Origin of the sequence: Gluconobacter sp. Dm-44, from assembly GCF_018256175.1 — a bacterium.
GTDB lineage: Bacteria > Pseudomonadota > Alphaproteobacteria > Acetobacterales > Acetobacteraceae > Gluconobacter > Gluconobacter cadivus.
This window is the reverse complement of record NZ_JAERLZ010000003.1, coordinates 129030-150675: the sequence shown is the minus strand read 5'-3', so window position 1 is coordinate 150675 and position 21646 is coordinate 129030. Positions and strand designations below refer to the sequence as shown.

Sequence of the window (21646 nt, the reverse complement as noted above, 5' to 3'; positions counted from 1 at the left end):
GCACCAGATTATAGCTGCGGGTCACTAGCCCCGCCCTCAACTCCGGCCCGCACCTGTTGGGGTGCGCACCGTCAACGAGAGTCTCGAGAGTCATTTGAGCGCGAAAACGACCTCCGGTCCTTCCAAATCCCGTACGACTGCCACGCCCAAACGTGGTCGCCCTCCCGCTTCGCGCAGTGCCGCAGCCGAGGTTTCCCCGACGCCTGCCGATGACGGCGATACGTCTGCGACACCGGAAGCCCCTGCTGCCAAGGCCCCGCGAGTCCGACGCTCAAAAACCGCAGCTCCTGCAACCCCGGATAAGACGGAGGCTGCAAAGCCCGTCACGCGTCGCGCCCGCAAGGTGACATCTCCGGCTGTTGAGACTGTAACCGAGGCCGAAGCTCCTGTTGCCAAATCTGCCGTTCGCCGCAAGAAGACTGCTGCTGAACCTGAGGCAATCAGTGAAACAGCCCCTGCCCCCCGCCGTAAGCGTTCCGCGAAAGTGGCGGATGAGACGGTAGCTGAGCCAGCGCCCAAACGTCGTGGTCGCCCGCGCAAAGTCATTCCTGTCGAGCAGCCTGAACTTAAAGTCGTGGCGGAAGAAACTCCGAAGCCTGTCGAAGCTCCTCGTCGCCGCGGTCGGCCCCGCAAAACAGACGTAGTCGCCACGGCAGCTCCCGTAGAAAAACCTGACGCCGAAAAGACAGAGAAGAAAGCCCGTACGACCCGTCGCAAAGCCTCTGCTCCGGTTGAAGAAATCGCCGCGCCCGTCGTCGAAGAAAAGGCCGCCGAACCGACCAAGAGCGAAAAAACTCCGGTCCGGCGTCGTCGCACCAAGTCTGTTGTTGCAGAGGCCACCGTCGCCGCTGAAGACAGTGTCGAACTCCCCGCCGTCGCTGAGACTGTCATGATCGCCGAGGCTTCTTCCGAAAAGCCCCGCTTTGCCGATCTGGGTCTTGGCGAGCCGATCATGCGCGCCATTGAGGAACTGGGGTACGAGCACCCCACCCCCATTCAGGCACAGGCTATTCCCGAAGTCCTGAAAGGCCATGACGTTCTGGGCGTCGCGCAGACCGGCACCGGCAAGACCGCTTCTTTCACGCTGCCGATGCTTCAGAAGCTCTCCGGATCGCGTGCCCGCGCCCGGATGCCGCGTTCGCTGATCCTTGAGCCTACGCGTGAACTGGCTTTGCAGGTCGCGGAAAACTTCAAGCTCTATGGCAAACATCTGCGTCTGACACATGCGCTGCTGATCGGCGGCGAAAGCATGGCCGAACAGCGCGATGTCCTGAACCGGGGCGTCGACGTACTGATCGCAACACCGGGACGCCTACTCGATCTGTTCGGCCGGGGCGGCCTGCTCCTGACGCAGACCAGCACACTTGTGATCGACGAAGCCGACCGTATGCTGGATATGGGCTTTATCCCCGATATCGAGAAAATCGTCGGGCTGCTGCCACCCCATCGCCAGACATTGTTCTTCTCCGCCACAATGGCTCCGGAAATCCGCCGTCTGGCAGATGCTTTCCTGCGTCACCCGGCTGAAATTACGGTCTCGCGTCAGTCTTCCGTCGCTGCGACCATCGAAGAAGCTCTGGTGATCGTGCCGGAGGACGAAAAGCGTCGCACCCTCAAAAAGCTGCTGCGTCGTGAAAACGTCCAGAGCGCGATCGTGTTCTGCAACCGCAAACGCGATGTGGACATGATCCAGCAGTATCTGACCAAGCACGGCATAGAGGCTGGACATCTGCACGGAGATCTGGCCCAGTCGCTGCGCTTCTCGACGCTTGAGCGTTTTCGTTCCGGGGAACTGAAGTTTCTGATCTGCTCGGATGTGGCGGCTCGCGGTATCGACATCGGCGGCCTGTCACATGTCTTTAACTATGACCTGCCATTCAATGCCGAAGATTACGTCCACCGGATCGGACGCACCGGACGGGCTGGCAAGGAAGGCCACGCTTTCAGTCTGGCATCGCCGCGCGATCGCAGACTCCTTGAGGCGATCGAGACGCTGACGGGTAAGGTCATTGCTCGCCCTGCGCTCGAAGGGATCACAACTGTTGACTGGGCTCCGGAAGACGGCGAACGCCGCCCGACAGAAGCCACTCCTGCGCCGCAGGAATCCTCAGAAGACGGCGAACATCGTGCACGCAAGCGTCGTCGGGGTGGTCGCAAACGCAACCGTGGCGACCGTGAGGAAAACGAGAGCATTCAGCAGGCAACTCCTGTTGCCGTCCCGCCTTCCGTCTCCGTGATCGAAGCTCCTGTGAGCCATCGCTCGGTTGAGCTGGCGCCCGCATTCGAAAACGATGGCCCGAAGACCGGCTTTGGTGGAGATACACCCGCCTTCATGCTGGTTCCGCGCCGTCGGAAAATCATGGTGTCCGGTGACACCGATCTCGCTGCTCCTGTTCAGCATGATGGGCGCCATTACGGTAATGAATGAAACCTTAACCGGAGTTGCAGAACTCCGGATTGAAGGACTGGGTGCGGCAGGCGACGGCGTTGCGCATCTTGATGGCCAGAGCGTCTTCATCCCGGGTACCTTGCCCGGAGAAGAGGTTCGGGTCCGCCTTGCTTCCGGCCACCCTGAACTGATTGATATCGTTCATCCATCTCCTGAGCGCGTAACGCCGCCCTGCGACCTGTTTGGTGAATGCGGCGGCTGTGCATTGCAGCACCTTTCCCTCCCGGCCCTGCTGGAGTGGAAATCGCAGCGCGTCCTCCATGCCCTGACAGCCGCAGGTTTCACCGATCTGCCGCCTGCACGGATGTTCCAGACTGCGCCTAAAACACGGCGACGGATGGATTTTGCTGTCCAACGCGTGCCGGGTGGCGTGATTATCGGGCTGCATCGCCGCAACGGTGACCCTGTGGACATGACGGAATGTCACGTCCTGCACCCTGCGATTTTCGAGCTTCTGACGCCATTGCGTGAAGTTCTTGGAAGTCTGGGAGCCCTGACGAGCCGGGGAAGTCTGATGATCAACCTGCTCGACAGCGGACCAGATCTGACGCTTCAGACCCCTGCCCCACTGACCAGCGCAGACCGCACCAAACTGGCGGCCTTCGCACGCGAACATCATCTATCCCGCATTTCCTGGCAGGACCCGAAAGATCAGGGAATCGAGACCGTCGCCCATTCTGGAGCCGTGCGGGAAGAGTTTGGCGGGGTCGCCGTCTCGCCGCCCCCTTCTGCATTTCTTCAAGCAACGGCGGATGCCGAAAAGGCCATTGTCACGGCCGTTCTGGATGGTCTGCCGTCGCTGAACAAAAAAGATGTGACGGTCGAACTGTTTGCCGGTTGTGGCACGCTCACCTTTCCGATGTCGGAAAAAGGACGCGTCATGGCTTATGAAGGCAATCTCGCCGCCGCAAACTGCCTCAAAGCGGCAGCGGGTGGCCGACGCGTAGACGGTTTTCATCGAGATCTGGGGCGCCAGCCACTTCTGCCGCATGATCTGAAATCAACACGGGCTGTTGTGCTCGATCCGCCTTATGCCGGTGCAGGGGCGCAGACTGTGCCTCTGGCAAAATCTGCCGTCCCGGACATCGTCTATGTGAGTTGCAACCCTGCTGCCCTTGAAAAAGACGGCAGAGCGCTTTGGAACGCAGGGTTTTCAGTCATTGGCCTGACGATCGTGGACCAGTTCCTGTGGTCCACGGAAGTCGAAGCGGTTGTTGTGCTGTCGCGGGATGCGAAGCGGATCAAACGTGAAAGCTCTCGCCGCAACCGCAACGACCCTTCTCGTTCGGATTCTTGAACGTAAAGCCGGATTCGAGGTCTTTGACCTCGTAGTCCATGACAGTGCCGGTCAGGAACAGGGTGGCCTTACGATCCACCAGCAGGGTCACACCCTGATCCTCGACCCGCTCATCAGCGGGCTGCGGCTCTGTGACGAAATTCATTTCGTAAGACAGACCCGAGCATCCACGCGTTCCTACACTGATCCGCAGAAGCTGTCCTTGATGAGAGCCTTCATAAAGAGCTTTCAGACGCTTGGCAGCCTGATCAGAAACGCTCATGAGCGCAGGCAGAGGACGGCGCGTTGCAACATCGGACATGATGGTTTTCCCCGGATCAGAACATGTTAAGGGCAAGACGGGCATCATCGCTCATACGACTCATGTCCCACGGCGGATCCCAGACGATTTCGATCGTCGCCTGACTGACGCCCGGCACATGAGAGACGGCATCACGCACCATCTCGGGCAGTTCCTGCGCGCTGGGGCAATTGGGCGCCGTCAGCGTCATCTCCATATGGACGCGGCCGTCGTCATGCAGGTCGATGGCGTAGATCAGGCCGAGTTCATAGACATTCACCGGAATTTCCGGGTCATAAACCGTGGCAATAGCGGCAATGACCGCGTCCTGATCAGGCGCAGTTCCGGTATCCGGAACGCAGGCTGTGTCTTCAGTGGTGGGGATATCGGTCATGGCTTCACTCATGTGAGCATCATCCGGGCCCGTTCAAGACCCTCGATAAACGTGTCGATTTCATCGGTCGTGGTATAGATGCCAAAGCTGGCGCGCGCTGTTGCCTGCACGCCCAGACGACGAACCAGCGGCTCCGCGCAATGCTGTCCCGCACGGATGGCAATCCCGAGTTGATCGAGCAGCGTCGCCAGATCATGCGGGTGCGCGCCATCCATAATGAAGGAAATCACGCCACCACGCTCCGCAGGTTCACCCAGAACATGCAGACTGTTGATTGCGCGCATTTTTTCCAATGCGTAGCGGGTAAGTTCCGCTTCATGACGGGAGATCACCTCATAGCCGATCTCTTCCACGAAGCGCACGGCAGCCCCGAGGCCGATTGTTTCCAGAATGGCCGGTGTTCCGGCTTCGAACTTGTGCGGAACATGCGCCCAGGTCGCGCGCTCGAACGAGACGTTCTCGATCATGTCACCGCCGCCCATGAACGGCGGCATAGCGTCCAAAAGCTCCATCTTGCCCCAGAGCACACCGATGCCTGTGGGGCCATAGAGCTTGTGCCCGGTAAACGTGAAGAAATCCGCGCCAAGATCCTGCACATCAATCCTGCGATGCACGACGGACTGCGACCCATCCAGCAGGATGCGCGCGCCATAAGCGTGGGCAATTTCGGTCAGCTTGCGGGCCGGGGTAATCGTTCCGAGCACATTGGACATATGCGTGACGGCCACAAGCGCCACCTTGCCATCCGACAGAAGCGCTTCATAGGCGTCCAGATCAATATCGCCGGCGTCATTGATGGGCGCGACACGCAGGTCAATCCCCGTCCGGTCCCTCAGCATGAGCCAGGGCACGATATTGGCGTGATGTTCCAGTTCGGAAATCAGAACCGCCTGCCCCGGTTTCAGCAGACTGCCGAAACTATGAGCCACGAGGTTGATGGCCTCGGTGCTGTTGCGGGTGAAGACAATTTCACGATGATCGGGCGCATTGAGAAGGCGGGCAACGTCATGACGGGCGCGCTCATAGGCTTCCGTCGTGCGCTCGCTCATCCAGTGCAGGCCGCGATGGATATTGGCATATTGATGATACGCCGCATCCCGCATGGCCTCGATCACGGCATCCGGCTTCTGGGACGAGGCTGCGCTGTCGAGAAAAACCAGCGGGCGACCATGAACGGTTTCGTTCAGGATCGGAAAATGAGCGCGGATTTCAGGCGTCGTTTTTCCGGGCGGGATGCTGCTGCCGGTCATGACGCCATGCTCCGCACCAACAGATCACGCAGGGCCTCATCGGCGACGAGATCCAGTGCATCGATCAGGAACGCCCGCACGAGAATAGCGCGCGCCTGCGCTTCGGGAACGCCGCGAGAGCGCAGATAGAAAAGCTGTTCGTCATCAAGAGCGCCTACGGTCGCGCCGTGGCTGCACTTGACGTCGTCGGCATAGATTTCCAGCTCGGGCTTGCTGTTGATCTGCGCTTTTTCAGACAGCAGCAGCGCCTGATTCATCTGGTAGCCATCGGTTTTCTGGGCCACGCGGTCCACGAGGATCTTGCCCTGAAAAACACCCTGCCCGGCGTCTGACAGAACCGTCTTGACGGTCTGGCGCGAACTGCCATCAGGAGCCGCATGGTGAATCATTGAAGTTAGGTCGTTTAGGCGCTGGCCGTCCACGATCTGCACCCCATTCACATGAACCATGGCATGTGGCGCATTCAGCGTCACAACAGCTTCGTGTCGGGCAAGGCTCCCGCCCTGATTCAGGGTGAAGCTGTCATACTCGCCCTTCTCCGACACGTCCGCGGACACGATGGCAAGATGCGTACCGCTCAGGCTCTCGCGCTGCAATTTGATGTGACGCAACGTCGCGCCTTTGCCCACGACGATATCGAAACGCGGATTGGCGATATACCGCCCTTCGCCTGCATTGACATCGTACAGTGTGAGTGATGCGCCATCTTCCAGCACGATACGATGCTGAAGATGCGTCGAAACAGTATCGCCGCTGGACAGACTGATAAGGGTCAGTAGTCCTGCGTCCGTTCCTGCCGGAATGTGAAGATCAAGTCCCTTTTCGCCAAGCGCCATATTCAGCGTCGCGGAAAAGACACCCTTGAGCGGGGAAACATGGTCCGAAGCCTGCTGGTCAACGTCCAGAGGAGCAGATAGTCCCTCTAAGAACCTACCATTGGCACAAACCATGCGCGCGCCGCTTTCGGGCAGCGGCAAACCGTCAAGGAGCGCGCTGACGGATTCAGACGCCAGAGGAGCAGCCTGTGTCCATGCCGTGTCCGCGATCGCCCGCAGCGGCGTATAGCGCCATGCTTCGACGCGGCGTGTCGGCAGGCCGATTTCGGCAAGAGCGGTCCCGCGTCCAGAGGAACGCTGGATGAACGCCTCCAGCGCCGGAGCGTCTGACGCTATGAAGGACTGTACGCTCACGCTGCCGCCTCGAGAAACTGGGTATAGCCCTGCTTTTCAAGCGTCTTGGCAATATCAGGGCCGCCGCTATGGATGATGCGGCCATGCGCCATGACATGCACACGGTCCGGCACGATATAGTCAAGCAGACGCTGATGATGCGTGATGACCAGAGCGGAAAAATCCGGGCTACGCAGCGAATTCACGCCTTCCGCGACGATGCGCAGGGCGTCGATGTCCAGACCGCTATCCGTTTCGTCGAGGATGGCAAAGGACGGCTGGAGCAGACGCATCTGGAGCACTTCGTTGCGCTTCTTCTCACCACCCGAGAAGCCGACATTGACCGCACGCTTGAGCATGTCGTCGGACATGGACAGGTGTTTGGTCTCGGCACGGACAGCCTTGAGAAAGGCCACGGCATCCAGTTCGGCTTCACCACGCGCCCGGCGAACCGCGTTCACAGCAGTCCGCAGGAAATTCGCGTTGTTCACACCCGGCAGTTCAACCGGCGACTGAAACGCCAGAAACAGGCCCAGAGCAGCCCGTTCTTCGGGTTCAATGGCCAGTAGATCCTGCCCCTTGAACGTGGCCGACCCACCCGTGACTTCGTAGTCGTCACGACCGGCGAGCACATAAGACAGCGTGGATTTACCCGAGCCGTTCGGCCCCATGATGGCGTGGACTTCACCCTTGGGGACTTCGAGATCGAGCCCCTTGAGGATATCCTTGGGCGTGCCGTCGGCGTCGATGCGGGCCTGAAGACCCTGAATTTTCAGAAAATCGCTCATATTAACCCACACTTCCTTCGAGGCTGATCTGCAGAAGCTTCTGCGCCTCGACCGCGAATTCCATCGGCAGCTCTTTGAGCACTTCGCGGCAGAAACCATTGACGATCAGACCAACCGCATCTTCTTCCGAAAGGCCGCGCGAACGGCAGTAGAAGAGCTGGTCCTCAGAGATTTTCGACGTGGTCGCTTCATGCTCCACGCGCGCCGTCATATTGCGGCTTTCGATATAGGGTACTGTATGCGCGCCGCACTGATCGCCGATCAGCAGGCTGTCGCACTGCGTGAAATTGCGCGCATTGCGGGCTTTCGGCTGCATACGCACCAAACCACGATAGGTGCTGTCTGACTGACCGGCCGAGATCGTTTTGGCGATGATCGTCGAGCGCGTGTTCGGCGCCAGATGAATCATTTTTGTGCCGGTATCGGCCTGCTGGTGGTTGTTCGTCACCGCAACCGAGTAGAACTCACCGACAGATCCCTCACCCGCCAGCACGCAGGACGGATATTTCCATGTGATCGCAGACCCGGTTTCGACCTGCGTCCAAGAAATCTTGGACCGTGCGCCACGGCAGATGCCACGCTTGGTGACGAAGTTGTAGATGCCACCCCGGCCTTCATCATCGCCCGGATACCAGTTCTGGACGGTGGAATACTTGATCGAGGCGTCTTCCATCGCAATCAGTTCGACCACCGCCGCATGAAGCTGGTTCTCATCACGCTGCGGCGCCGTGCAGCCTTCCAGATAGGAGACGGTGGCGCGATCTTCCGCGATGATGAGTGTGCGTTCGAACTGTCCCGTATTGCGCGCATTGATGCGGAAATAGGTGGAGAGTTCCATCGGGCAACGAACGCCCTCAGGGATATAGACGAACGAGCCATCGGTAAAGACAGCGGAGTTCAACGCCCCGAAGAAGTTATCGGACACCGGTACAACCGTACCCAGATATTTCCGGACCAGTTCGGGATGTTCGCGAATGGCCTCGGAGATCGGGCAGAAAATGACGCCGGCTTCCGCAAGGGTCTTGCGAAACGTCGTTGCGACGGACACGCTGTCGAAAACGGCATCCACGGCAACAGGCAGGCGCGCTTCTTCAGCACCTTCCACACCGGCCAGAAGAGCCTGTTCGTGCAGGGGAATACCCAGCTTGGCGTAGGTCTTGAGAAGTTCGGGATCGACTTCATCAAGACTTTTGGGGCCGGGTTTCTTCTTCGGCTGGGCGAAGTAATGCGCGTCCTGATAATCGATCGGCGGATGATGGATATGAGCCCATTTCGGCTCTTCCATTTCCAGCCACGCGCGAAAAGCCTTCAGACGCCAGTCCAGCATCCATTGCGGCTCGCCTTTGCGCTCGGAGATCAGGCGGACCGTTTCCTCATTGAGACCCTTGGGCGCGATATCCATTTCGATATCGGTCTCGAAGCCCCATTCGTAGCTGGATTTCGCGAGCTTTTCGACTGTCTCGCGGGTTTCCGTCACGGCTGGCATGGTGTGTTGTCCTTAACTGACCGCTTCGGTCACGGAGGGGGCCTCCGCTCCAACGGTGGCGACAGGGGCCAACGCCGGGCCGCGCCTTGTCAGGCGCTCCGCATGTCGGCCCATATCCGCCAGTGTAATGCTGTTGAGTGTGTTGAGGATGGCATCGTTCACGACATCCCACTGGCCCGACAGGCCACACAGTGAGCTATGTTCGCATTCGCGTCCGTCACAGCAGGCGGTAATGGCGATGGGTCCGTCCACGGCTGCGATAACGGCGGCGACGGTCACCTTTTCAAGCTCGCCCGCGAGGCGATAGCCACCCCGTGCGCCGCGATGGGACAGGACCAGACCGCTGGAGGCCAGCCCCTTGAGGAGCTTGGCCACGGTGGGTTCGGGAACGCCGGTTTCTACTGCAAGGGCTGCGGCTGTTGCCAGTCCTTCATGACGACCGAGATGGACCAGAAGGACAGTGGCGTAATCGGCCAGTTTGGAGAGCCTCAGCATCGCTTGCACACTCGCATCTTGTTCTAATTCAAGACTTGCTAAGTCCTGATTTGTTCCAAATGACCCATACCGACGCAAAGGTCAAGGCTTCTGTGCCCGACCTTTGGCTGACATGGAATGTCACACACCAAAAAACAGTCGGGAAACGCCGTCAAGCGCCGCTCCGGCGAGAAAACCGACCACCGTGCCATTGATACGGATGTAGGCAAGGTCACGCCCGACACGCGACTCCAACCGCATTGCCAGATCATTTCCGTCCCATCCCGCCATAACGGCGGCGATGAATCCGGACAGCTTCTCGCGCAGGCCCGGCAGGATCCGCTGGACGGTACTTTCCACAGCCTGATTGACTTTCAGACGCAAGACATCGTTGGAGCGCAGAGCCGTCGCAAGCTGGACGATCGCCGCATCAATAACCGTGGCGCTCCAGCCATCCTCACGTCCGCTGTCTTCTTCCACCATGCGCCGCAGACGGTCCCACAGTTCCGAACTCCATCCTTTCAGGCTGGTATGGGTCAGGACGGAGGTGATGGTATCGGCCATATCCTTGCGACGGACGGGATCGTGTTCGATCCGGTCGATTTCGCCGCGAACCCATGTCGTAAACCCGTGCCGCAGGTCCGAGTCCATCGGATCGACGCGCTCGAACTCGGCATGCAGCGCCATGAGAACACGACTGGCGACGGAACCCCCAATCGCCCACCCCAGAAAACGACCGCCCTGTTCCCGCACACGCTCCTCAACAAAATGTCGCAGGTCCGACTCACGGGATGTTACAGTGGTCTTGATACGTTCAAGCAGGAAGGACAGGACCTCCTGATGCATCTCACTGTCCACCATGGCACGCATGCCACGGGAGACGAGAGGCGCCATTTCCTCTCCATTGAGCAGGACCGGGAGGGCGCGTGAAATGGCAGCTTTGGCCCGCCCGTCTTCAAGATGGTCGAACATCAGGGGAATGGCGGAGCGCATGCTGTTGACGAGGGTCTGGCGCGTCGCGGCCTCGCTCAGCATATCGGCGATCAGACTAGAAAGATCGATTTTTGACAAAGCGCGTCGAACGTCATCTTCGGTGAAGAACTGTCCTGAAATGAAACGGCCCAGCGCCTGTCCGAGGCGCTCTTTCTGACGCGGCAGAATGGCCGTGTGCGGAATGGGAAGGCCCAGCGGATGGCGAAACAACGCAGTCACGGCAAACCAGTCGGCCAGACCACCAACGACGCCTGCCCTGGAGCCCGCTCTCAGGAGTCCAAATGCCAGACTGCTGTCGCCGATATGACGGGCAGCCGCCAGCGTCGTGCCCGCAGCGAGTGCCCCCATGCCAACGAGCAGTCCCCCGGCCATAAAGCGTGGCGACAGACCTGAAGGGCCGGATTTTCGTGAAACGGGATGAGGCGTGTCCGCGTGCATCCACACACGGATAGCATCATCCGGACGGGCTGTCGCGCTCAGAGCAAGGTTGCGCTTGGCGGCAGGGCGTGAAAAGTATTGCGGCCCGTTTTTCGGTCCATTTTTCTTTTTTCGCAGAAGCGAGACTGCTCCCGATGTCTGACTGCGCCTCCCGGCTCGATCCGTCTCTCCATGACCGTATTGACGCGATGACGTCCCGGCTGCTCCACGAACGCGACGGTCTTGAAGACCTGATTGCGTCTATCGGGCAGGATCTGTCCAACGACGATCCGGAGACGTGCAAGACGCGGCTGACCGAGATCGGAAACGTTGTGCGTGCCCTGCGTGACGAGCACTTCGTCGACCGCGCCGCCCATCTGCGCGCCTATGTCGGCCTTGATGAAGCGGCCCCGCAGGCGCGTCTCGAAGCCGTGGCGAAATCTCTAGTGGATCAGGCTACCGATGCGGTGTCCCTGACCGTGCCGAAGATTGCCGCGGTTTTCACCGCGCATCCGACCTTCGCACTGGCAGACGGGGTGTATGACATCCTGACGCAACGGGCTGAAAATCCCGACATGCCGATCCCGTGCCTCAAAACGCATCGTCGTCCGGGACCGCCCACACTGGCACAGGAACAGGCTCTCGCACTGGCAGCCATTCTGCGGGGCCGTGATGCGCTTGATGACCTCACAACAGCGCTCCTGCGGGAAATGTCCCAGCGCTGGTCGGGAGAAAACAGCCATGTCGATCCCGCCCCTGTCGTTCTGGCAAGCTGGGTCGGTTTCGATACGGATGGACGCAACGATATCGGCTGGTGGGACACTCTTCGTATCCGGCTCGAGCTGAAATCGTCCCAGCTTCATCGTCTGACGGACGGGCTGGAGCGGCTGGGGCTACAGGACAGTGCGCTGGCCATGCGTACCCGCCGGGCCATCGAAGCCGTCAAAACACAGCACGCCGCCTGCCCGACCGGACGGGATGCCGCACCCGAAACGATCCGCGATTTTGCCCAGACGCTGATTTCGCACCGTGACAAAGCGCTTTTGGACGCCGCTGAACTTCTGCCGCTCTTTCAGGATGCCGCCGCCGGTCTTGATGAAGACAGTCTGCTGCATCTACGGACGCTCCGCGCTGGTTTCATGAGCCACGGCCTAGGGATCGCGCGTATCCATACCCGACTGAATGCGGCACAGATCTATAATGTCGCGCGCACAAGACTGGGCCTGACGGATGACCCCGCCCTGCCCTCGCGCCGACGCGTCCTGCTGACGAAAATCGACGAGGCTCTGTCAGACCTGACGCCCCGCGCCGTGGATTTCGGCTCGCTGCTGGTCGAGCCTGCATCCGCCGCACGGTTGATGATGACCATGGCGCAGATCCTCAAGCACATCGATTCAGGATCGCCCATCCGCTTCCTCATCGCCGAGACGGAGAGTGGCTACACGCTGCTGGCGACGCTCTGGCTGGCACGACTGTTCGGAATTAAAGACCATCAGATCGAGATTTCGCCGCTTTTTGAGACGGAAAGCGCGCTGGAAAATGGTGAGACCATTCTGGAAGAAGCGTTCCGCTCAAGCCATTGGCGCGATTATCTGAAGGCTAACGGACGACTGTCGCTCCAGTTTGGATATTCCGATTCGGGACGGTACGTTGGACAGCTTGCCGCCACCAATCTGGTCGAACGCCTACGGATGCGGACCCTGAGCCTGCTGGCAGAGCACGGACTGGAGGATGTTTCCCTCACCCTGTTCGATACGCATGGCGAGAGCATCGGACGTGGCGCGCATCCTTTCAGCCTGCGTCAGCGTCTGGATTATTTCTCCCCGGCCCGCACACGGCTGGCCATGCGTGAAGCCGGAATCGGCTGCCGCGTTGAAACCGCGTTTCAGGGTGGCGACGGCTACACGCTGTTCGGAACGAAGGCGCTTGCGGCATCCACGATTGCCACTCTTGCCGAACATACGGCTGAAATTCCGCAAGATACGAAAGATCCGGTCTATACACGCCCGGACTTCGCAGCGGATTTCTTCTCCACCATTGCGCTCGACATGGGGGCGCTGGTGGATGACCCGGGCTATGCGGCCCTGCTCAGCGCATTCGGGCCGTCACTGATCGACAAGACGGGCTCCCGCCCCTCCGCCCGTCAGTCTGACGCGGCGACCGTGACACGTATCACGCATCCCGGCCAACTTCGGGCCATCCCCAACAATGCGATCCTCCAGCAGCTTGGCTGGTGGGCGAATGTTCTGCACGGGCTGGGCAATGCGGCGCAACGCCATCCCGAGACGTTCGAGCAGTTCGCAACAGAATCATCACGCTTCCGCGAAGCCATGGATTTTGCGCGTCAGGCACTGGCTCATTCCGATCTGGATGTTTTGCGGACAACGATCCATCAACTCGACCCCGGAACCTGGCTGGACCGCGCAGCCGATGCGCGGAGCGACGAAGAACGACAGAGCCTGCTGAGCATTTCACACGGGCTGGAGCTGCTGCGCTTCTGGACGAGCGGCCCGGCAATGTTCCGGCGTATTCAGGCGGACCACATCGCCCTGCGCGCCGCATGGCCCGATGCCCCGCGTATGGCCGCGCGTGAAAAACTACTCCATGCGATCCGTTTCGCCCTCATCGACCGTCTGTGGGGTCTCTCGACGCGCATTCCCTATTTCGGCCCTCGCAACAGCCTGACACGGGAATCGATCACGAACCTCATCCTCTGTCTGGATGTGCCGCGCGCGCTTCATCTTCTGGACGATCTCTTCCCGGTCACCGTTCCCAGCGTTGCCAATCTCGATTTTGCAGAGCCGGGCGATGCGGCGGAAGCTGGCGGCTTTGCACGGGAACATCAGGAGATTTTCGAGCCGCTATCGCACTGTTTTGCGCTGCTGCGCGAAGTCGGGATCGCGATCATGCATGCCAACCGGGCTTTCGGCTGAGGAATGATACGCGGCCGGAACCCTTGTCGGTAACGGCCACGTCCGTTTAGAAGGCTCTCGTAACAAACCCTAACGGAAAGTTCCTCTGCATGCTTCGCAAGGCCCTTCTTCTGGGTGCAGCCATGATGGCTGTGCCTGCTCTGGCCGCAGGTCCCGCCACACCGGCACCCAATGCTGACAGCGTGACGAACGGGACGGTGACGGTCAATGGCGTCACGATCCCCTACCGGGCTGTTGCGGGAACCATTCTGGTTCATGGCGCCGACTATAACGATTCCAACGATGTTCTGGCCAAGCGCGGCACGAAAATTGATGGCGGCAAGGACGACGACAGCAAGAACGCGCCGGTCGCGTCCATGTTCTACACGGCCTATTTCAAGGAAGGCGTACCGTCGGAAAAGCGTCCGATCACGTTCCTCTATAATGGCGGTCCGGGATCAGCATCGGTCTGGGTCCATATGGGCACGTTCGGTCCACGTCGCGTCAATACGCCGGGCGACACCCATCTGCCCGCTGCCCCTTATGCGCTCATTAACAACCCGCAGTCTTTGATGGACGTCTCGGACGTGGTGTTCGTCGATGCACCGGGAACAGGTTTTTCGCGGATCGCCGGAAAAGATGCCGACAAGGAATTTCTGGGTGTTGATGGCGACGGCGAGGCGTTCACGCATTTCATCTCGAAGTTCCTCGCCAAGTATCATCGCTACAACTCGCCCAAATACCTGTTTGGCGAGAGCTACGGCACGATGCGTTCGGCTGTGGTCATCAACGACCTTGAGCAGGACGAGAACATCGACTTCAACGGCGTGATCCTGCTGTCGCAGATCCTGAACTACGACAACAGCGATGACAGCCCGCAGTTCAACGCTGGCATGGACGACCCGTATGTGCTGGCGCTGCCAACCTATGCGGCAACGGCATGGTATCACCACTGCCTGCCCGCCGAACATCCGGACCTGAAGGCGTTCCTGCACGAAGTCGAGCATTTCGCGATGACCGACTACACGCTGGCCCTGCGTCAGGGTGCTGATCTGCCGGAAGACCAGCGTCAGGCGATTGCGGCAAAGCTGCATGACTATACGGGCTTGCCCGTCGATTACATCCTGCGGGCGGATCTGCGCGTCAATGGCGGCGAATTCGACCAGCAACTTCAGGCCAAGACCGGCATGGCGACGGGCCGTCTGGATACACGCTATTCAAGCCCGACGATCGACCCGATGAGCCAGGAAGTGGATTACGATCCGCAGTCCAGCGCCATCAGTTCGGCCTATGTTACGGCCTTCAACGACTATGTCCGCAATACGCTCAAATACGGCACAGACGAGGATTATCGCCTCTATAACAGCCAAGGGCACTGGGACAATCACCACCGTCAGCCCGGTCATGGCTACCAGCCCAAGGGCGAGCCAAATGTCATGACCGATCTGGCCATGGCAATGAAGACCAACCCGAACCTGCATGTGATGCTCAACGCGGGCTACTACGATCTCGCAACGCCGTATTTTGAAGGCATTTACGAGATGAAGCACCTGCCGATGGCCAAGAGCCTGCAAAAGAACATTGAATACGCACAGTATCCTTCCGGCCACATGGTTTATGTGGACCCGGCAACGCTCCAGCAATTGCATGACAATGTCGCGGCGTTCATCCGCCGGACCGACAATCTGCACTGATCGCTGACAGAACCGGAAAAAGCGGCGGAGGGGAAACCTTCCGCCGCTTTTTTTATGCGCTACTAAGGCGCAGGAACCGGGAAAGCGATCTCACCCGACAACAGATCAGACACAAAAAACCCCGCCAGATTGCTCTGGCGGGGTTCGATGTTTCAGCCAGGCTGAAGAAATCAGGCGGACTTCGCGATGATTTCGTCGGCCACGTTCCGGGGAACGGCTTCGTAGTGATGGAACTGCATGGTGAAGGACGCACGGCCCTTCGTGGCAGAACGCAGATGCGAGATGTAGCCGAACATTTCCTTCAGCGGCACCTGTGCACGGATCATCACGGTCGAACCGGAGGTTTCCTGGTTCTGGATGATGCCGCGACGACGGTTGAGATCGCCCACAACGTCACCGACATGGTCGTTCGGGGTCGTGACTTCCACGTCCATGATCGGTTCGAGGATCACCGGACCGGCGTTCTTCATACCTTCACGGAAGCAGGCCTTGGCGGCAATTTCGAAGGCCAGAGCCGACGAGTCAACGTCATGGTACTTACCGTCGAGCAGCGTGAACTTGAAGTCCACCGTCGGGAAGCCGGCGAGAACACCCGTGGTGCTTTGCATGCGGATGCCCTTTTCGACAGCCGGGATGTATTCCTTCGGAACTGTACCACCGACGACCTTGTTCTCGAAGATGATCTCATCCGGCTTGTCGGACGGAGCAAATTCGATCTTGACTTCAGCGTACTGACCCGAACCACCAGACTGCTTCTTGTGGGTGTAGGTCTCGACATGCGGCCGCGTGATCGTCTCACGATAAGCCACCTGCGGTGCGCCGATGTTGGCATCAACGCCGTATTCACGACGCAGACGGTCCACGATGATGTCCAGATGAAGCTCACCCATGCCGGACAGGATGGTCTGACCCGTTTCCTGATCGGTCTTGAGGTGCAGGGACGGATCTTCAGCCGTCAGCTTCTGCAGCGCCAGCGTCATCTTCTCGACGCCGTCCTTGGTCTTCGGTTCGACGGAGATGTCGATAACCGGAACCGGGAACTGCATACGTTCCAGAACCACCGGATCGGAAGCATCAGCAAGCGTGTCACCCGTGACGGTGTCCTTGAGACCCACGAATGCGGCGATGTCACCGGCACCGACGGACTTCACTTCCTGACGCTTGTCGGCGTGCATCTGGAACATGCGGCCGACGCGTTCCTTATGACCCTTTGTCGTGTTCAGGATGGTGTCACCGGAGTTCAGAACGCCACGATAGACGCGAACGAAGGTCAGCGTGCCATACTTGTCGGAGATGATCTTGAACGCAAGGCCAGCGAACTTGCCATCCGGATCGACCGGAACGATCGGCAGGAAGTCTTCGTCGACTTCTTCACCTTCCGGCGGAGCAATACGGATGCCTTCGACTTCGTCAGGAGCCGGCAGGTAGTCGATGACCGCGTCGAGCAGGGGCTGAACGCCCTTGTTCTTGAACGCCGTACCGCACATGACGGGACGGAATTCACCGGAAATCGCACCCTTCTTAATGCACTTCTTTAGGGTTGCGACGTCCACGTCACCCTTCTCGAAGTACTCTTCCATGGCTGCGTCGTCGACGGCGAGAGCCGTGTCGAGCAGAACCTGGCGGGCTTCGTCTGCCTTTTCCTTCAGGTCAGCCGGGATCTCTTCGTAGTGGAACTTGGCACCGAGTTCGCCGCCTTCCCACACGATGGCGCGCATCTCGACCAGATCGACCACGCCAACGAAGTTTTCTTCGGCGCCAATCGGGAGCTGCAGCGGAACGGCCACGATGTCCAGCTTCTCTTTCAGCGTGCTGAAAGCGTAGTAGAAGTCGGCGCCGGTACGGTCGAGCTTGTTGATGAAGATGACGCGCGGAACGTTGTAACGGTCAGCAAGGCGCCAGTTCGTTTCGGACTGCGGCTGCACGCCGGCCACGCCTTCGATCACGAAGATCGCGCCATCGAGCACGCGGAGCGAACGGTTGACTTCGATGTTGAAGTCAATGTGGCCCGGGGTGTCGATGATGTTGATGCGGTGGTCGTTCCACTCACACGTCACGGCAGCCGAGGTGATCGTGATGCCACGCTCACGCTCCTGCGCCATGTAGTCGGTGGTGGTGTTGCCTTCGTGGACCTCACCGATCTTGTGAGAGACACCCGTGTAATACAGGATACGCTCGGTCGTCGTGGTCTTACCGGCATCGATGTGCGCGGTAATACCGATGTTGCGAATCTTCGAGAGAGCCGACTTGGCTTCCTGAACGCTTTCGGACACGGAGAACCTCCAAAATACAATGAAAGGTGTTTCAGCCTGAACCGAAACACCTCCGCTGCGGCCCTGTGAAAGGACCGAACCTGATTTATCCCAGTGGCGGCTGAATGACCCAGACCGCCATGGTTTTCAAGAGCAATCTTGTTACCAAACAAAGTTCGGCAAAGATTCCTCAGGCGGTCTGGGCAGCCTTGCGTTCCTGAACGCGCAGGATACGGCGCTTGATGACCTGGGCTTCCGTCGGAAGCTTACGGTTCGGCGTACCCAGCAGGAACGAATCCAGTCCACCGTTGTGCTCAACCGTGCGGATACCGTTGGTGGACAGGCGCATACGCACCGAAGCACCGAGAATATCGGAGATCAGCGTGGTCTCCTGCAGGTTCGGGAGAAAACGACGGCGGGACTTGTTATTGGCGTGGCTGACGTTGTTGCCCGTCAGCACGCCCTTGCCCGTGATCTGGCAACGGCGAGACATGGTGATACTTTCCTCGATGCTGGATGACGCAGGACAGCGAGGCCCGGCGTGTTCCGTAAATCAGGCGCGGCTTATGACGTATGGTTGGGGGCTTCGTCAACCCCCGGAGACGTTCAAGCGGCGTTTTCCCCGGCCTGCGCGGCCCACATTGCGGCATAATGGCCACCTGCGGACAGCAGTTCCGGATGACTTCCCTGCTCTACCACGCGCCCTGCGTCAAGCACGACGATGAGATCGACATCCTGCACGGTGGACAGGCGATGCGCGACAATGATCGTCGTGCGCGCCTGAGAGAGGATCGCCAGTTCCTTCTGGATGGCGACCTCCGTACGAGTGTCAAGCGCACTTGTGGCCTCGTCCAGCAGCAGGATACGCGGGTCTTTGAGGATGACACGGGCAATGGCCACACGCTGCTTCTCGCCCCCTGAGAGCTTCAGCCCACGCTCCCCGACAACAGTCTCATACCCGTCGGGCAGTTCCCGGATGAAGGCGTCGATCTGCGCGCTGCGGGCCGCATTTTCAATCTCTTCGCGGGAGGCCGACAGATCGCCATAGGCAATATTGTCGCCAATGCTGGAATTGAAGAGCACTGTATCCTGCGGGACCGTCCCGATAATGTTCTGAATGTCGGTCGGCGCGATCTCACGCAGGTCGTGCCCATCAATGCAGACCGAGCCCTCCGTGGGATCATAGGCGCGGGTCAGCAGACGCCCGAGCGTAGATTTCCCAGAGCCTGTATGGCCGACAATGGCCAGAGACGTCCCTGCAGGTACGGTGATGGACACATCATGCAGGATCTGCCTTGCGGGGCTGTAGCCGAAAGAGACGTGGCGGAACGCAACCGCTGCCGCTCCGGCTTCCGACAGTTTTCCAGCAAGATGCACAGGGTGTGGAACCTGAAGAATTTCGGACCGGATCGCGAGCAGTTCGAGATAGTTTTCCAGATCAACGCGGGCATTGCGCCAGCCTGCACTGACATAATTCAGGGCACCGACGGATGAATAAAGCCCGCTCAGATAACTGCCGATCAGAACAAACTGGGCCACCGCGAGACGATGCAACACGATATCATGCGCGGCCATAGCCAGAAGCGTGGTGGTCGTCGCGGCTATCAGGAAGCCCCGACTGATCTGGGACAGGCTGACATAACGCTGAAGGCTGATTTCCGCCTTCCGAAGATCCCTGCGGGCTGCATCGTAACGCTCGATCTCGTGGCTTTCATTGGCAAAGCTGCGTACCGTCTCGAAGTTGAGAATGCTGTCCACAAGCTGGTGCTGGGCCTGATTGCTGGCACGGTTCCGCGCCCGGCGGGCCGTCATCCTTAAACGGGTAAAAATATAGGAAACGGTGGAATACAGCCCCAGCGCCACCAGAAGCAGCGCCACATATCGCCAGTCGAAGATTTTCAGGATGACGGTCAACGTCATGATGAGTTCGATGACGTTGGGCAGAACGTTGAACAGCGCCAGTGACAGCAGCGTTCCAACAGCATCGGCCCCACGATCGAGTGTTCGGGTCAGGGAGCCCGTCTGCCGGTCCAGATGGAACCGGACACTCAGATCATGCAGATGTCGCAGCCCGAGGACAGCGACACGACGTTCAAGATCCGTTTCAACCGGCTTGACCAGAAATTCCCGCAATGGGCTCGCCAGCCCGGAAATAATGCGGATGACCGCATACTGGGCGATCAGCCAGACCGGGACGGCCAGAAGGGTTTCGGGACGCGAAAGGCTGCTGACCATGCGACTAAAGAGCCAAGGCGTTGCAACCGCAGTCGCGCTCTCCATCAGAAGAATGAGCAGCGCAAACCCAATGCGCGTCGCGTCCGGCCAGAGCTTCTCCGGTCGGATCAGGGGCCATAAAACACGAAGGGAAAGCGCTTCAGACGTCGAATCGGTTTTTTTGAGCATGGATTGAGTATGTGGAAGTGCTGACGGCGCTTTGCAAATGACTGTCCTGCATGCGACATACTGAACTGTGTCGAATAAATCTTTCTCCCGCACCCTTCAGCCGTTTCTGCGGCATATCGCAGCCTGCAACAGCGCCGTCCTGCCGGGCGGTCGCACTCCGTTCTTTTGTGCTGACTCACAGATCGGCTGGGTCAGCCCGTCCACGGTGCAGGCTCTTGAAACCCTTGGTTTTCGCGCAGGGGAGAAATTCGGCGTCGGTGCCGGAGCAGACCTCTTTCCGCTGTCTCGCACGCTCTGCGAGATGGGCCTCTACGCCTCCCATCACGAGGCCTTCGATGTGCGCGACGACAGTGGCACCGTTCTTGGACAGGTGGATCGGGGTGCCATTCCGCTTCTGGGGCTTGCAGCCGAGGGCGTGCATCTGAACGGGCTGGTCGAGCGCGCAGACGGGCTTTTCCTCTGGGTCGCACGGCGCAGCATGAGCAAGCGCCTCGATCCGGGAAAGCTGGACCATCTGGTGGCGGGGGGCATGAGTGCCGGTCTCGACCCGCAGACGACCGTGATCAAGGAAGCGCAGGAAGAAGCCGGGATCCCTGCCGAACTCGCGGCAAAAGCGCAGGCTGTCGGTCGTATCCACTATGCTCTTGAGCGACCTGAAGGGCTACGACGCGATGTCCTGCATTGTTACGATCTGCTGCTCCCCGAAGGTTTCGTGCCTGTCGCGGAGGACGGAGAAGTGGAAAGCTTCCACCTTCTGCCCATTCAGGAGGTCATGGCACTGGTCCGCGACACCGACGACTTCAAGTTCAACGTCAATCTCGTCCTGATCGACCTCTTCCTGCGCCGCGGCCTTTTCGATCCCGCCGACGCCGCCATTTTACGCCGCGCCCTCTCCGGACAGGCCGCGTGAGAAAAGCAGTCGCGTCCCTGATCCTGACGACGCCTCTGTTGGGCGGATGTATTGTTCCTGTCAGCGTCACACCCAATCTGTGCCGGGAAATCGGTGCGCATGACGGATTGCAGATCCGTCTGGCATTCGGCCTGACCCGCCCTGATGGCAGTGTCATCGAAAGGCAGGACTGGCAGCAGTTTGTGGACAGCGAAATCACACCGCGTTTCCCTGCGGGTTTTACCGTGATCGACGCTCAGGGGCAGTGGTATGATGCCGCTGGTCACAAGGTCATTCAGGAAGGGTCACGAATCGTCTGGATTGTTGCGCCTTCCACAGACCGCAGCCTTCAGGCTCATCTGAGAGCCATTCGTCAGATCTATCAAAAACGTTTCAACCAGCAGGCTGTTGGACTGACCATCCAGTCCGGCTGCTCTTCATTTGAAAGCCTTCCCGTGGAATAGTTCCGCACTACGGAACAGCGTTTCCCGGTCCTTTT

At 59.4% G+C, this 21646-nt stretch carries 17 protein-coding genes; 6 read left to right on the top strand and 11 right to left on the bottom strand.

All coding sequences use genetic code 11. The features are described from left to right. Nucleotides 1–439 precede the first annotated feature (439 nt). Together JK213_RS05975 and JK213_RS05970 are read left to right on the top strand one after the other, a co-directional pair. Nucleotides 440–2428 (top strand): DEAD/DEAH box helicase, encoded by a 1989-nt coding sequence (locus JK213_RS05975; protein ID WP_408869891.1) that lies wholly within the window; start codon nt 440–442, stop codon nt 2426–2428. Then, nucleotides 2403–3746 carry a class I SAM-dependent RNA methyltransferase gene (locus JK213_RS05970; RefSeq protein WP_194262213.1) on the top strand — a complete coding sequence of 448 codons (1344 nt, stop codon included), beginning with the start codon at nt 2403–2405 and terminating at the stop codon, nt 3744–3746. The genes JK213_RS05975 and JK213_RS05970 overlap by 26 nt, the downstream gene beginning before the upstream one ends. Here JK213_RS05970 and JK213_RS05965 read toward each other — a convergent pair. The 8 genes from JK213_RS05965 to JK213_RS05930 all read right to left on the bottom strand — a co-directional run bounded on the left by JK213_RS05965 (nt 3691) and on the right by JK213_RS05930 (nt 11018). Then, complete coding sequence (locus tag JK213_RS05965; RefSeq protein WP_194262092.1) at nt 3691–4047, bottom strand: iron-sulfur cluster assembly accessory protein; 357 nt, start codon at nt 4045–4047, stop codon at nt 3691–3693. The two genes, JK213_RS05970 and JK213_RS05965, sit on opposite strands and share 56 nt — an antisense overlap. A gap of 16 nt (nt 4048–4063) precedes the next feature. Then, on the bottom strand, nt 4064–4432 hold the full coding sequence (locus JK213_RS05960) for an SUF system Fe-S cluster assembly protein (RefSeq protein WP_194262093.1): 369 nt from the start codon (nt 4430–4432) through the stop codon (nt 4064–4066). Then, nucleotides 4429–5670 carry a cysteine desulfurase gene (locus JK213_RS05955; protein WP_194262094.1) on the bottom strand — a complete coding sequence of 414 codons (1242 nt, stop codon included), beginning with the start codon at nt 5668–5670 and terminating at the stop codon, nt 4429–4431. The genes JK213_RS05960 and JK213_RS05955 overlap by 4 nt, the downstream gene beginning before the upstream one ends. Further along, entirely contained in the window at nt 5667–6860 is a 1194-nt protein-coding gene (gene sufD / locus JK213_RS05950; protein WP_194262095.1) for a Fe-S cluster assembly protein SufD, read from the bottom strand. Before sufD ends, JK213_RS05955 begins: the two co-directional genes overlap by 4 nt. After that, nucleotides 6857–7627, bottom strand: a complete 771-nt coding sequence (sufC, locus tag JK213_RS05945; protein WP_194262096.1) for a Fe-S cluster assembly ATPase SufC — start codon at nt 7625–7627, stop codon at nt 6857–6859. Before sufC ends, sufD begins: the two co-directional genes overlap by 4 nt. Before the next feature lies 1 nt (nt 7628). Continuing rightward, on the bottom strand, nt 7629–9113 hold the full coding sequence (gene sufB, locus JK213_RS05940) for a Fe-S cluster assembly protein SufB (protein ID WP_194262097.1): 1485 nt from the start codon (nt 9111–9113) through the stop codon (nt 7629–7631). Between the two features lie 12 nt (nt 9114–9125). Beyond that, on the bottom strand, nt 9126–9608 hold the full coding sequence (locus tag JK213_RS05935) for an SUF system Fe-S cluster assembly regulator (RefSeq protein ID WP_194262098.1): 483 nt from the start codon (nt 9606–9608) through the stop codon (nt 9126–9128). Nucleotides 9609–9728: 120 nt separating this feature from the next. Further along, nucleotides 9729–11018, bottom strand: coding sequence for a DUF445 domain-containing protein (locus JK213_RS05930; protein WP_194262214.1), 1290 nt, complete (start codon nt 11016–11018; stop codon nt 9729–9731). A gap of 134 nt (nt 11019–11152) precedes the next feature. Between JK213_RS05930 and JK213_RS05925 the strand changes: the two genes are divergently transcribed. Both JK213_RS05925 and JK213_RS05920 read left to right on the top strand, forming a co-directional pair. After that, nucleotides 11153–13930, top strand: coding sequence for a phosphoenolpyruvate carboxylase (locus JK213_RS05925; RefSeq protein WP_194262099.1), 2778 nt, complete (start codon nt 11153–11155; stop codon nt 13928–13930). An 89-nt stretch (nt 13931–14019) separates the two neighbouring features. After that, nucleotides 14020–15603: a S10 family peptidase gene (locus JK213_RS05920; RefSeq protein ID WP_194262100.1), complete on the top strand. Its 1584-nt coding sequence runs from the start codon at nt 14020–14022 to the stop codon at nt 15601–15603. A 170-nt stretch (nt 15604–15773) separates the two neighbouring features. On the opposite strand, the gene fusA is transcribed toward JK213_RS05920, so the two are convergent. From fusA to JK213_RS05905, 3 genes are all read right to left on the bottom strand, one after another. Then, the gene (fusA, locus tag JK213_RS05915; RefSeq protein WP_099286467.1) at nt 15774–17876 is read right to left on the bottom strand and encodes an elongation factor G; all 2103 of its coding nucleotides are present in this window, start codon (nt 17874–17876) and stop codon (nt 15774–15776) included. A 169-nt stretch (nt 17877–18045) separates the two neighbouring features. Then, nucleotides 18046–18348, bottom strand: a complete 303-nt coding sequence (gene rpmB, locus JK213_RS05910) for a 50S ribosomal protein L28 (RefSeq protein WP_041110511.1) — start codon at nt 18346–18348, stop codon at nt 18046–18048. Nucleotides 18349–18461: 113 nt separating this feature from the next. Beyond that, a complete protein-coding gene (locus JK213_RS05905; protein ID WP_194262101.1) occupies nt 18462–20258 on the bottom strand; it encodes an ABC transporter ATP-binding protein/permease in 1797 nt (598 codons plus the stop codon). A gap of 67 nt (nt 20259–20325) precedes the next feature. Here JK213_RS05905 and JK213_RS05900 point away from each other — a divergent pair, with 67 nt between their 5' ends. Both JK213_RS05900 and JK213_RS05895 read left to right on the top strand, forming a co-directional pair. Next, nucleotides 20326–21168: an NUDIX domain-containing protein gene (locus JK213_RS05900; protein WP_194262102.1), complete on the top strand. Its 843-nt coding sequence runs from the start codon at nt 20326–20328 to the stop codon at nt 21166–21168. Further along, nucleotides 21165–21611: a DUF3574 domain-containing protein gene (locus JK213_RS05895; RefSeq protein WP_194262103.1), complete on the top strand. Its 447-nt coding sequence runs from the start codon at nt 21165–21167 to the stop codon at nt 21609–21611. Before JK213_RS05900 ends, JK213_RS05895 begins: the two co-directional genes overlap by 4 nt. The last annotated feature ends 35 nt before the right edge of the window (nt 21612–21646 follow it).

Coding starts and splice junctions, on each gene's coding strand:
- JK213_RS05970 (WP_194262213.1), top strand. CDS start 2,403: ATGGGCGCCATTACGGTAATGAATGAAACCTTAACCGGAGTTGCAGAA.
- JK213_RS05965 (WP_194262092.1), bottom strand. CDS start 4,047: ATGTCCGATGTTGCAACGCGCCGTCCTCTGCCTGCGCTCATGAGCGTT.
- JK213_RS05960 (WP_194262093.1), bottom strand. CDS start 4,432: ATGAGTGAAGCCATGACCGATATCCCCACCACTGAAGACACAGCCTGC.
- JK213_RS05955 (WP_194262094.1), bottom strand. CDS start 5,670: ATGACCGGCAGCAGCATCCCGCCCGGAAAAACGACGCCTGAAATCCGC.
- sufC (WP_194262096.1), bottom strand. CDS start 7,627: ATGAGCGATTTTCTGAAAATTCAGGGTCTTCAGGCCCGCATCGACGCC.
- sufB (WP_194262097.1), bottom strand. CDS start 9,113: ATGCCAGCCGTGACGGAAACCCGCGAGACAGTCGAAAAGCTCGCGAAA.
- JK213_RS05935 (WP_194262098.1), bottom strand. CDS start 9,608: ATGCTGAGGCTCTCCAAACTGGCCGATTACGCCACTGTCCTTCTGGTC.
- JK213_RS05930 (WP_194262214.1), bottom strand. CDS start 11,018: ATGCACGCGGACACGCCTCATCCCGTTTCACGAAAATCCGGCCCTTCA.
- JK213_RS05925 (WP_194262099.1), top strand. CDS start 11,153: ATGTCTGACTGCGCCTCCCGGCTCGATCCGTCTCTCCATGACCGTATT.
- JK213_RS05920 (WP_194262100.1), top strand. CDS start 14,020: ATGCTTCGCAAGGCCCTTCTTCTGGGTGCAGCCATGATGGCTGTGCCT.
- rpmB (WP_041110511.1), bottom strand. CDS start 18,348: ATGTCTCGCCGTTGCCAGATCACGGGCAAGGGCGTGCTGACGGGCAAC.
- JK213_RS05905 (WP_194262101.1), bottom strand. CDS start 20,258: ATGCTCAAAAAAACCGATTCGACGTCTGAAGCGCTTTCCCTTCGTGTT.